Origin of the sequence: Microbacterium sp. (assembly GCF_036277215.1) — a bacterium.
Lineage (GTDB): Bacteria > Actinomycetota > Actinomycetes > Actinomycetales > Microbacteriaceae > Microbacterium.
Window position 1 is genome coordinate 1 of the sequence record NZ_DASUNI010000244.1, and the last position, 11,635, is coordinate 11,635.

11 protein-coding genes and 1 riboswitch are annotated in these 11,635 nt (G+C 69.4%); of the genes, 6 read left to right on the forward strand and 5 right to left on the reverse strand.

Annotation, left to right across the window (positions count from 1 at the left end; all coding sequences use genetic code 11):
- Positions 1-142 precede the first annotated feature (142 nt).
- The gene (gene glpK / locus VFX99_RS12305; RefSeq protein WP_329666583.1) at positions 143-1,666 is read right to left on the reverse strand and encodes a glycerol kinase GlpK; all 1,524 of its coding nucleotides are present in this window, start codon (positions 1,664-1,666) and stop codon (positions 143-145) included.
- A gap of 52 nt (positions 1,667-1,718) precedes the next feature.
- Positions 1,719-3,443: a glycerol-3-phosphate dehydrogenase/oxidase gene (locus VFX99_RS12310; RefSeq protein ID WP_329666584.1), complete on the reverse strand. Its 1,725-nt coding sequence runs from the start codon at positions 3,441-3,443 to the stop codon at positions 1,719-1,721.
- Positions 3,444-3,599: 156 nt separating this feature from the next.
- Positions 3,600-3,763, forward strand: a riboswitch (FMN riboswitch).
- A gap of 53 nt (positions 3,764-3,816) precedes the next feature.
- On the opposite strand from VFX99_RS12310, the gene ribD reads away from it, so the two are divergent.
- The 6 genes from ribD to VFX99_RS12340 all read left to right on the forward strand — a co-directional run bounded on the left by ribD (position 3,817) and on the right by VFX99_RS12340 (position 9,238).
- Positions 3,817-4,878, forward strand: coding sequence for a bifunctional diaminohydroxyphosphoribosylaminopyrimidine deaminase/5-amino-6-(5-phosphoribosylamino)uracil reductase RibD (gene ribD, locus VFX99_RS12315; RefSeq protein WP_329666585.1), 1,062 nt, complete (start codon positions 3,817-3,819; stop codon positions 4,876-4,878).
- Positions 4,878-5,573 (forward strand): riboflavin synthase, encoded by a 696-nt coding sequence (locus tag VFX99_RS12320; protein WP_329666586.1) that lies wholly within the window; start codon positions 4,878-4,880, stop codon positions 5,571-5,573. Before ribD ends, VFX99_RS12320 begins: the two co-directional genes overlap by 1 nt.
- Complete coding sequence (gene ribA, locus VFX99_RS12325) at positions 5,570-6,847, forward strand: GTP cyclohydrolase II (protein ID WP_329666587.1); 1,278 nt, start codon at positions 5,570-5,572, stop codon at positions 6,845-6,847. The genes VFX99_RS12320 and ribA overlap by 4 nt, the downstream gene beginning before the upstream one ends.
- Positions 6,844-7,317 carry a 6,7-dimethyl-8-ribityllumazine synthase gene (gene ribH / locus VFX99_RS12330; protein WP_329666588.1) on the forward strand — a complete coding sequence of 158 codons (474 nt, stop codon included), beginning with the start codon at positions 6,844-6,846 and terminating at the stop codon, positions 7,315-7,317. Before ribA ends, ribH begins: the two co-directional genes overlap by 4 nt.
- A gap of 77 nt (positions 7,318-7,394) precedes the next feature.
- Positions 7,395-7,748: a Fe-S protein gene (locus VFX99_RS12335; protein ID WP_329666593.1), complete on the forward strand. Its 354-nt coding sequence runs from the start codon at positions 7,395-7,397 to the stop codon at positions 7,746-7,748.
- Positions 7,749-7,762: 14 nt separating this feature from the next.
- Positions 7,763-9,238 carry an MFS transporter gene (locus VFX99_RS12340; protein WP_329666589.1) on the forward strand — a complete coding sequence of 492 codons (1,476 nt, stop codon included), beginning with the start codon at positions 7,763-7,765 and terminating at the stop codon, positions 9,236-9,238.
- Between the two features lie 3 nt (positions 9,239-9,241).
- Here VFX99_RS12340 and VFX99_RS12345 read toward each other — a convergent pair whose 3' ends face one another.
- The 3 genes from VFX99_RS12345 to VFX99_RS12355 form a co-directional block, all read right to left on the reverse strand.
- Positions 9,242-10,066, reverse strand: coding sequence for an ABC transporter permease (locus tag VFX99_RS12345; RefSeq protein WP_329666590.1), 825 nt, complete (start codon positions 10,064-10,066; stop codon positions 9,242-9,244).
- Positions 10,063-10,974, reverse strand: coding sequence for an ABC transporter permease (locus tag VFX99_RS12350; protein WP_329666591.1), 912 nt, complete (start codon positions 10,972-10,974; stop codon positions 10,063-10,065). The genes VFX99_RS12345 and VFX99_RS12350 overlap by 4 nt, the downstream gene beginning before the upstream one ends.
- Positions 10,971-11,635, reverse strand: a 665-nt coding sequence (locus VFX99_RS12355) for an ATP-binding cassette domain-containing protein (RefSeq protein ID WP_329666592.1), incomplete at its 5' end; no start/stop codon positions are given. The genes VFX99_RS12355 and VFX99_RS12350, both read right to left, overlap by 4 nt.

The window sequence follows — 11,635 nt, forward strand, 5'->3', positions numbered from 1 at the left end:
TACCTGGGCGGGCGTTTCGTCTCGGTCGCTGCGCTCCCTCGCTCAACGACCGGGACGGGGGAACGGCGGGCGTTTCGTCTCGGTCGCTGCGCTCCCTCGCTCAACGACCGGGGCTGAGGCTCCTCGCTCCCCGCCCGGGGGATCAGGACAGCGCGGTCACGTCGTCGTCGACCCAGTCGAGCGACTTCGAGACCGCCTTCCGCCAGAGCCGCACCCGCCGAGCGGCCTCTTCCGCCGGCATCGCGGGTTCCCAGCGCTTGCCCTCGCGCCATTGACTGCGCAGCGCGTCGCGGTCGGGCCACACTCCGGTCGCCAGCCCGGCCGCGTAGGCGGCGCCGAGCGCGGTCGTCTCGATGACGGCCGGGCGCACGACCGGGATGCCGAGGATGTCGGCCTGGAACTGCATCATCAGGTCGTCCCGCGAACCGCCCCCGTCGACCCGCAGCTCGGAGAGCTCCCGCCCGGTGTCGGCCACGATCGCGTCGATCACGTCGCGGGACTGGAACGCCGCCGCTTCGATCGCCGCCCGCGCGATGTGCGCCTTGTTGACGTAGCGGGTGAGGCCGACCAGGGCGCCGCGCGCGTCGGGCCTCCAGTAGGGAGCGAAGAGCCCCGAGAACGCCGGGACGAAGTAGGCGCCCCCGCTGTCGTCCACCGTCGATGCGAGCCGGGCCACCTCCGGTGCGGAGCTGATGATGCCGAGATTATCGCGCAGCCACTGGACGAGCGAGCCGGTCACCGCGATGGAACCCTCGAGCGCGAAATGAGCCGGCTCGTCGCCGCACCGGTACGCCACCGTCGTGACAAGCCCATGCTGGGAGCGCACGATCTCGGCGCCCGTGTTCACGAGCAGGAAGTTGCCGGTCCCGTACGTGTTCTTGGACTGTCCGGGGTCGAACGCCGCCTGCCCGAAGGTGGCCGCCTGCTGATCGCCGAGGATGCCGGCGATCGGGATGCCGCGCGCCGCCGGCGGCTCGCGCACCTCCCCCACAACTCCCGACGACGACACGATCTCCGGCAGCAGAGAACGAGGGATGCCGAAGACCGCGAGCAGTTCGTCGGACCAGTCGAGGGTGGTCAGGTCCATGAGCAGCGTGCGGCTCGCGTTCGTGACATCGGTGACGTGCGCTCCGCTGCGCGTATCGCCCGTGAGGTTCCAGATGAGCCAGGTGTCGGGTGTGCCGAACAGCAGGTGTCCGGCCTCGGCGTCTCGTCGCGCGCCCGGAACGTTTTCCAGGATCCAGGCGATCTTGGATGCGGAGAAATATGTCGCCAGCGGAAGACCGGTGGTCTCGGCGAACCGCGCGGTGCCGCCATCAGCGGCCAGCCGGTCGATGAGCGGCTGGGTGCGAGTGTCCTGCCAGACGATGGCGTTGGTGACGGGCCGGCCGGTCCGGCGGTCCCACACGATCGCGGTCTCGCGCTGGTTCGTGATGCCCACCGCGGCGAAGTCTCGCGGTGAGAGGCCGGCTTCGTCGAGCGCGGCGGCGATCACCCACTGCGTGTTGGTCCAGATCTCGATCGGGTCGTGCTCGACCCAACCTGCCCGCGGGAAGATCTGCTCGTGCTCGCGCTGCGCGACTGCGATGGTGCCGCCGCTCGCGTCGAAGACGATGGCCCTCGTCGATGTCGTCCCCTGGTCGAGCGCCAGCACATGGTCGGACACGTGGCCTCCTCCGCGAGTGCCGGGCGTCGTTGTCCCGCCGGCTCCGGTCAGGCTATCGCGACGCCGCGGAACGGCTCGACGTCTCGGCCGACCAGCTCGGATCGGCGGCGTGGACCATCTCGAGCCCGCGCGTCACCTCGTCACGGCACCGGGCGGCATCCCACCGCATCACCGGTGCGATCGCCGACGCCACCTCGGCGGCGGACTCCGCCGTGACGGCGCCGGTGAACGCGAGGCTGGTGCGCCGCATGAGCACGTCGTCGAGGTGCACGACGCCTTCCGTCCGCGCCAGGTGCGAGAGCTCCGCGGTGCTGTACGACGGCAGCAGGCGCAGCGCCTCATCGTCGGGGTCGTCGGCGATCGCCGTGATGACGTCGGTGGCGACCGTGCCGTAGCGGTCGAGCAGAGTGGCGACGCGCTCGAAGCTCAGGCCGTCGCGGTGCGTGTTGATCCACTGCATCCGGGAGCGCTCGGTCATGGGGTAACCGCGGCCGCCGCCGATCGCAACGCCCTTCGTGGAACTGCGTCGCGGCTGCGCGAGCAGGTCGAGCACGCGGTCGGCGAGGTGCTCCGCCGAGGCGCGGAATGTGGTCCACTTGCCGCCGACGAGGCTCAGGACGGTCGCATCCGCCCGCCCCGCGAGGGGCGACGCTTCGATCCGGTAGTCGCGCGACACGAAGCCCGGCGCGAGCTCGCCGTGGCCCGGCAGCGGTCGCACGCCGGCGAAGCGGTAGACGATCCGGTCGCGATCCACGACGATGTCGGGCAAGACGTAGCGGACCAGATCGATGAAATAGTCGACTTCGGCCTCCGTGCACACGATCGGATCGCTCATGTCGTGCTCGATGTCGGTCGTGCCGACCAGCACCCGTCCCTTGAGGGGATAGATGAGGACGATGCGGCCGTCCTTGTGCTCGAAGAACAGCTCGCGGCCGCCGGTCGCAGCGAGAAGCTCGGGATGGTCCAGCACGATGTGCGAGCCCTTGGTCCCGCCCATGTGGTTGGTCGGCTCGCCGCACACCAGGTTCGTCACGTCGGTCCACGGGCCGGTCGCGTTGACGACGACGGATGCCGTGAACGGCGTCTCCGCACCGGTCCGCTGATCCCGCAGCACGACGCGTCCGTCCACGATCCCCACCGCCGCGGTGTAGTTCGCCGCCCGGGCGCGGTCCCCGCCGGCGGCCAGTCCGTCCCGGAGCACGTCGATCGCGAGCCGCTCGGGATCGTGCAGCGAGGCATCCCAATAGGTGGCGGTGTACTTCACGCCGCGGTTGAGGTGCGGAAGCAGCTCCAGCGACTTTCGTCGGCCGTGGAACGCGTGCCGCGCGACACGGCCGCCGCCGCGCGAGAACGAGTCGTAGATGACGAGGCCGATCTTGATGAGCGCCGCCCCCCGCGCGCGGTGCTTGCCGCCGCCGTGCCGGAGGAATCGCAGCGGCGCGGTCAGCACGCCTGAGAAGGTGGAGAAGATCGGGATCGTGGTCTGCAGCGGACGCACGTAGTGCGGCGCGATCCGCAGCAGCCCGTTGCGCTCCGTCACCGCCTCGTGCACGAGGCGGAACTCGCCGTTCTCTAGGTAGCGGATGCCGCCGTGGATCATGTGCGACGACGCGGCCGAAGCGCCGCTGACGAAGTCTGAGCGCTCCACGAGCGCGACATCGACGCCCTGCATGGCGAGGTCGCGGAACGTGGCGAGTCCGTTGATGCCACCGCCGATCACCAGCACGTCGGCGTACGGGCGCGCCACGATCGCTTCGTGACCCTGACCCTCGGACATCGTTCCCCCTGGTCTTAAGGCTACGTGCCCCCGACGGCACCGGCGCCGTCCACGCGGGCACGCGCAGGAATCGTTCAGTCGCCGTTTCCCCGGGCAGCTTCATTCACCGACATGGAATGAATCGCCCTGTGCCGCGTTGACTAGAATCAAGTGCAATACGTGCTCCGGGGTCGGTGAGAATCCGAACCGGCGGTGACAGTCCGCGAGCCGAGGGCAACGGCATCCGATTCGGGTGCTGCCGAGGCTGATCCGGTGGAATTCCGGGACCGACGGTGATGCAGCAGGCGACTGCTGCGAGTCCGGATGGGAGGCAGCACGAGCGGCGCGGGCGCGCCGCCGTTCGCCATTCCCGGAGCCTGAACGAGGGATTCGGATGCCGGTGAACGACGTGGAGCGCGACGCCATGCGGCGTGCGCTCCAGCTCGCCGCGAACGGCCCGCGCGGGGTCAACCCGCAGGTCGGCGCGGTGATCCTGTCGCCGACCGGCGACGTGCTCGCCGAGGGCTGGCACCGTGGCGCGGGAACGGTGCACGCCGAGGTCGACGCGCTTTCGCAACTCGGGGACGGCGACGCGCGAGGCGCGACGGCGATCGTCACCCTCGAACCGTGCAATCACACCGGGCGCACCGGCCCGTGCTCGGAGGCGCTGGTCGCCGCGGGTATCTCGCGCGTGATCTACGCGGTGTCCGACCCCAACCCGGAGTCGACCGGCGGCGCCCAGCGACTGCGGGAAGCCGGTGTCGACGTCGAGGCCGGCCTGCTCGCGGACGAGGGCAGGCGGCTGCTGGCGTCATGGCTGACCGTGCAGCGACTCGGCCGACCGCACGTCACCGTCAAGTGGGCGCAGAGCCTCGACGGGCGGGCGGCCGCATCCGACGGGACGAGCCAGTGGATCACCGGACCGGAAGCGCGCGCCGACGTCCATCGGCGCCGCGCAGATGCCGATGCCATCGTGGTGGGCACCGGGACGGTACTGGCGGATGACCCCGCGCTGACCGCGCGCGGACCGGACGGGAGCCTGTACGACCGGCAGCCTCTTCCGATCGTGCTGGGCGAGCGCGGTGTGCCCGACGGTGCATCTGTGCGCAGGCATCCGCACCCGTTCCTGAGCCGGCCGGGAGGCGACCTCCCCGGAGTGCTGGCCGAGCTGCGCGAACGCGGGGTCCAGCGCGTGTTCATCGAGGGCGGACCCACCATCGCGAGCGCGTTCCTGCGCGCGGACCTCGTCGATGAGGTGCTCGCCTATGTCGCGCCGACGCTCATCGGCTCCGGCGCGGACGGAACCGACCGGCCCGCTCTGCGGCGGCTCGGTGTCGACACGATCGATCAGCAGCGACGCCTGACGGTGGCATCGGTCCAGCATCTCGGCGATGACCTGCTGATCATCGCGAACCCGCGTCGGGCCCACCGACACGAATCTGAGGGAGACAGCTGATGTTCACCGGAATCGTCGAGGAGATCGGGGCGGTCACGGCCGTCGCACCCTCCGGAGACGGGGTGCGCCTCACCGTGCGAGCGCCCAAAGCCGTGTCGGATGCCGCGCACGGCGACTCCATCTCCGTCAGCGGGGTCTGTCTGACCGTGGTGGACCGCGGTGAGGACTGGTTCACCGCCGACGTCATGAAGCAGACGCTCGACATGTCGACGCTCGCCGGGGTCGCCGCCGGTCGCGCGGTCAACCTGGAAAGGGCGACCGCCGCCCACGGCCGGCTCGGCGGTCACATCGTGCAGGGTCACATCGACGGCACGGGCGAGCTGATCGAGGTCCGCCCGGGCTCCGAGTGGCGCGTCCTTCGCGTCGCACTCCCGGCATCCCTCGCCCCCCTCGTCGTCGACAAGGGATCGATCGCGGTGGACGGGGTGTCGCTGACGGTGAGCGCCGTGAGCCCGGCGAGCTCCTCGACGGGCTCCGGCGCGCACTGGTTCGAGGTGTCGCTGATTCCCGAGACGCTCGAAGCGACCACCCTGGGCGCCCGCGCAGCGGGCGACCGGGTCAACCTCGAGACTGACATCCTCGCGCGGCATGTGCAGCGCCTGCTGGCATTCTCCGCCGACCGGGCGACCACCACCGCCGCCCCCGCAGATTCGCACGCGGTCTTCGCCGCAGCCATGGAAGGAGGCTCACGATGAGCCTTGCACCGATCTCCGCCGCCCTCGATGCGCTGCGCGCCGGGCGACCCGTCATCGTCGCCGACGACGAGAACCGAGAGAACGAGGGCGACGTCGTGCTCTCGGCCGAGCTCGCGACCCCCGAATGGATCGCATGGACGGTCCGCTGGTCGAGCGGCTTCATCTGCGCCCCGATGCCCGCCGAGTGGGCGGACCGGCTCGACCTGCCGCCCATGGTCGAGGTGAACGAGGACGCACGCGGCACGGCGTACACCGTGAGCGTGGATGCAGCCGACCGCGTGTCGACAGGCATCAGCGCATCCGACCGCGCGCACACCCTGAACGTGCTCGCCGACCCCGAGTCCACGCCGACGAGCGTGATCCGGCCGGGTCATATCCTGCCGCTGCGCGCCGTCGACGGCGGCGTGCGGGAGCGCGGCGGGCACACCGAGGCCGCGGTCGAACTCATGCGCCTGGCCGGGCTGAAGCCGGTCGGTGCGATCGCCGAGGTGGTCGCCGAGGACGGGTCGATGATGCGCCTGCCCGGGCTGCAGGAGCTCGGCGAGCGTGATGGGGTGCCGGTGATCACCATCGAGCAGCTGGTCGCGTATCTCGACGAGCACGAGCCCGTCGCCGCCCACGTCCACTCACCGCACCGACGGCGCGTGAGCCTGCGCGCCGAAGCCAACGTCCCGACCGGGCACGGACAGTTCCGCTTCCTCGCGTACAAGGACCGGGTCACGGGCACGGACCACCTGGCGGTCGTGTCCGGCGACCTCTCCGAGGACGCTCCCCTGGTGCGTGTGCACTCCGAGTGCCTGACCGGCGAGGCGTTCGGCTCGCTCAAGTGCGAGTGCGGGCCGCAGCTGGAAGCCGCACTGGACGCGATCGAGCAGGACGGCGGAGTCGTCATCTACATGCGCGGTCACGAGGGTCGCGGCATCGGGCTGATCAACAAGCTGCGCGCCTACAGCCTGCAGGAGCGCGGCCTGGACACGGTGGATGCCAACCTCGCGCTGGGTCTGCCCGCCGACGCGCGCGACTATGCCGCGGCCGCGGGCATCCTGGCGGACCTCGGTGTGGAGAAGGTGCGCCTGCTGACCAACAACACCGACAAGGTGGTGCAGCTGCGCGAGCTCGGGCTCGAGATCGTCGAGCAGGTGCCCCTGCTGGTCGGCGTCGGACCCAACAACCACCAGTACCTCTCCACGAAGCGGGACCGCATGGGCCACATCATCGCCGAGGACGACCTCACCGACGCGCTCGCCCAGATGCACGAGGCGGCCGGCGCGTGAGCGGCAAAGGAGCGCCGATCGTCGGCGGAACCGACGGCACCGGACTCGATGTCGTCATCGTGGCGGGCACGTGGCATGAGGTCATCTCGGACGGGCTGATCGCCGGGGCCGTGCGTGCCCTGGATGCCGCGGGGGCGTCTTGGCAGCTGGTGCGCGTGCCCGGATCGTTCGAGCTCGCGCTGGCGGCTCAGGCCGCGTTCGCCGGCGGAGCCGACGCCGTCGTCGCCCTCGGCGTCATCATCCGTGGCGGCACTCCGCATTTCGAGTACGTGTCGTCCGCCACGACCGACGGCTTGACGCGTGTCGCACTCGACGCCGGAAGGCCGGTCGGATTCGGCGTGCTGACCCTGGACGACGAACAGCAGGGCCTCGACCGCGCCGGGCTTCCCGGCTCGCACGAGGACAAGGGCGCCGAGGCGGCGGATGCCGCAGTCCGGACCGCTCTCGTGCTCCGGGCGCTGCGAGCCTGACAGATCGCGTCGCCACTTGAGGCGTGCCTTGGTGGCGGTCCTTCCTCACTCGGAATAGCGTGGGGATCGTGGACCCCCTGGAGATACTCCGCTCGATCGTCGTGCTCGTGCACCTGAGCGGCTTCGCGGTCCTCTTCGGTGCCTGGGCCGTGGAGGTGTACAACCGACGCGTGCAGGTGACGCCGCTCATGAACATCGGCCTCGCCATCGCCGGCGTCGCGGGCCTTGTCCTGGCGGCGCCGTGGGGCATCTCGTACGAACTGGACTACGTGAAGATCGGCGTCAAGCTGATCGTCCTGCTGATCATCGGCGCGATCCTCGGAATGGGCTTGTCGCGCCAGCGCAAGGGCGCCGCCATGCCGCCCGCCGCGTTCTGGCTGGTCGGCATCCTGGCCTTGCTGAACGCCGGCATCGCCCTCATCTGGCGCTGACGAAGGAGCCCCCCGTGACCAGTACAGCCCTCCCCGGTACCGCCGTACCCGCCAACCCGCGTTCGCGCGTCATCACGGCGAGCCTGATCGGCACCACGATCGAGTTCTACGACTTCTACGTCTATGCGACTGCCGCGGTGCTCGTGTTCCCCATCCTGTTCTTCCCGACCGGGAACGACACGACGGCCCTGCTCGCATCCTTCGCCGTCTTCGGTGCGGCGATGATCGCGCGCCCCATCGGAGCCGTCGTGTTCGGGCATTTCGGCGACCGCTTCGGACGCAAGGCCACGCTGGTCGCCTCCCTGCTCACGATGGGAATCGCGACGTTCCTCATCGGCGTCCTTCCCACCTACGACGCGATCGGATGGTGGGCGGCCCTGCTGCTGCTGATCTTGCGCCTGACACAGGGGTTCGCCCTCGGCGGCGAGTGGTCGGGCGCAGCCCTCGTCGCGACGGAGAACGCCCCGGCCGGCAAGCGGGCATGGTACGGAACGTTCCCCCAGCTCGGTGCACCGCTCGGCTTCATCATCGCCAACGGCGTGTTCCTGGCCATCAACTGGCTCCTGCCCCATCCGGAAGGCGCCGGCCAGCGCTCGGAGGCGTTCCTCGCCTGGGGATGGCGCGTGCCGTTCCTGTTCTCCGCGGTCATGGTCATCATCGGCCTGTGGGTGCGGCTGCGCCTGGTCGAATCCGACACCTTCGTGAAGGCCGAGGAGAAGGGCGTCATCCGCAGATTCCCGCTCGGCGCGGTGATCCGGCATCACTGGAAGCACCTCATCCTCGGCACGTTCATCATGCTGGCGACGTACGTGCTGTTCTACCTGATGACGAACTTCACGCTCTCGTACGGCACGAAGGCGGCCGATCTGAGTCAGGCCTCCGCAGCCGCGGAGGCCGCAGCGGAGGCGGCCGGCCAGCCCTTCGATCCGACCGCGTTCGCGGCGCAGTTCTACCCCGGGCTCGGCTTCGGCTACACCGACTTCGTCCTCATGCAGATCATCGGCGTGGTCTTCTTCGGCATCTTCACGCTCCTGTCCGGCCCGATCGCCGACAGCATCGGCCGCCGGCGGCTTCTCATCTGGGTCACCAGCGGCATCATCGTCTTCGGCCTGTCCTTCAGCCTCTTCCTGCTGCCGCAGGCCGACCCGAAGTTCACCGGAGCTCTCGTGCAGGCCTTCCTCATCTTCGGATTCGTGCTGATGGGGACCAGCTTCGGGCCGATGGGCGCCGTGCTGCCCGAGCTGTTCCCGACGAACGTCCGGTACTCGGGGTCGGCGATCGCGTACAACGTGTCGTCGATCCTCGGCGCGGCGCTCGCGCCGATCGTCGCCGTGGCCCTTTGGGCCGGTGCCGGCGGCAACCCCTGGCTGGTGGGGCTCTACCTGTCGGGGATGTCGGTGCTCACGCTCATCGCGCTGATCCTCTCGCCCGAGACGAAGGACGTCGATTACGACGAAGACCTCGGCCTGGGTGTGACCGGCTCGCTCTAGCGGTCAGTCCAGGAAGAGCGCGCGCAGTCGCTTCGTCGTGAACACGAGTCCGACGGCGATCATCACGAGGTAGTACAGCACGTGCCAGAGCATGCCCCAGTACAGCGCACCCGTGGTCAACCCGCGGACCAGCTCGACGCCGTGCCACAGCGGGAAGATCTTCACCAGCACCTGGATGAACTCGGGGTACACGGTGATCGGGTACAGCGTCGCTGAGAACAGGAACATCGGCAGCAGCACGAAGTTGATCCAGTCCATCTGCTGGAAGGCCTTCATGTAGCTCGTCACGGCCATCCCCAGGCTCGCGAAGCCGAAGGCGATGAGCAGGACGGCCGGAATCGCGAGGATCGCCGTCCAGGCCAGATTCAGTCCCGCGATCTGCATGATGATCATGAAGCCGGTGGCGTAGAGCAGCCCGCGAAGCAGCGCGTACAGGATCTCGCCGAGCGCGACATCCAACGGTCCGAGAGACGTCGAGAGCATGCCCTCGTAGAGCTTGCCGTAGTTGAGCCTGAAGAACACGTTCCACGTCGAGTCGTAGATCGCGCCGTTCATCGCCGAGACCGCCAGCAGAGCGGGCGCGATGAACGCCGCATACGACACCTCGAGTCCGGTCGTGGTCTCGACCGTCCCGATCAGACCGCCCAGCCCGATTCCCATCGACAGCAGGTAGAAGACCGGCTCGAAGAAGCCGGACAGCACGACGACCCAGCTCGAAGACCGCGCGGCCAGAAGCCCGCGCTGAACGACGGCACCGGGGTTCCCGGCCCAGAGCGCACGCACTCCTCCGGCGCGGCGCGTGGCCGGCGTCGTCGTCGCAGCGGTCACTTCGCCAGCCTCCGCTCGAAGATGCGCCTGCCCAGGAGATAGCCGACGACGGTGAGTGCGATCAGGTAGCCGAAGTGGACGATCAGCATCGCGGGAGCGATCGGACGGCCGTAGGTCAGCCACCTGCCGATCTCGGTGGCGTGCCACAGCGGTGAGATCCAGCCGATCCACTGCAGCCACAGCGGCAGGGTGGCGAGGGGGTAGAAGGTGCCGGAGAACAGGAACATCGGCATGAAGACGAAGCGCTGGACCAGCGCGAACTGGCCCTTGTCGTCCTCGATGGATGCGGCGTAGGCCATGAGCGGGATGCCGAACGCGAGCCCGGCGAGGATCGCGATGAAGATCGAAAACCAGCCCGTGGCCAGGTCGGGGATCGCGCCGAACAGGTAGAGGAACGCCGTGTACGCGACGGCGACGACGGTCATGCGGGCGGCGGCGCCCAGGACGACGCCCGTCGCGATCTGCGCGGACGAGAGCGCGGACGCGCTGAACCCGAAGAAGTACCTCCGCCACTTGAACCCGGCCATGACCGGGTACGTGAACTCCTCGCTCGCGACCGCGATCGTCGATGTCATCAGCAGAGCGGGCGCCACGAAGACGAGGTACGAGACCTCGACGCCTCCCTCGCTGACCGGTGCGTCGATGAGCGCGGCGAGGCCGACCGCGAGCCCGAGCAGGTAGAGGATCGGCTGGCCGAGCGCTCCCACGATGATCGTCCATCCGTACGCGCGCATCGCCCGCACCATGTGCTCGGTGACGTACCAGGCACCGAACGCGCGTGGTCTGCGCCCCCACTCGAGCGCTTCCGCGCGCAGCTCTTCGATCGAGAGCGGTGCGATGACGGATGCCTCGACCACGGGTTCGTCGCCCTGCGCGTCTCGCTGCTCACCGCCCGGTCGGATGCTCATTCGATCAGGGACCTCCCCGTGAGGCGGAGGAAGACGTCCTCAAGGCTGGAGCGGCGCACGAGCGAGGTGATCGGCTCCAGACCGCGCTCGCTCACCCGCTCGAGGGCGCGCTCGCCGTTCTCGGCGTAGATCAGCACCCGGTCGGGCAGCACCTCGACTCGATCGCCGATCCCCTGCAGCTGCGGTTCGATCTGCTGGTTGCGATCGGACCCGAAGCGCACCTCGAGCACCTCGCGGCTGGAGTGCTGCCGGATGAGGGAGGCTGGGGTGCCCTCGGCCATGATCCTGCCCTTGTCGACGACGATCAGGCGGTCGCACAGCTGCTCCGCCTCGTCCATGTAGTGCGTCGTCAGCAGGAGGGTCGTGCCGCGCTCCTTCAGGCGGAACAGCCGGTCCCACAGGACGTGCCGCGCCTGCGGGTCCAGGCCGGTGGTCGGCTCGTCGAGGAGCAGGATGCGCGGGTCGTTGATGAGGCCGCGGGCGATCGTGAGCCGCCGCTTCATGCCGCCGGAGAGGGCATCCACCTTGCTCTTCGCCTTGTCTTCGAGCGCCGCGAACGCCAGCAGCTCGTCGGCCTTCTGCGCGCAGACGGCTCCAGGCAGACCGAAGTAGCGCCCGTAGATGTAGAGGTTCTCGCGGGCGTTGAGCTCGCCGTCGAGAT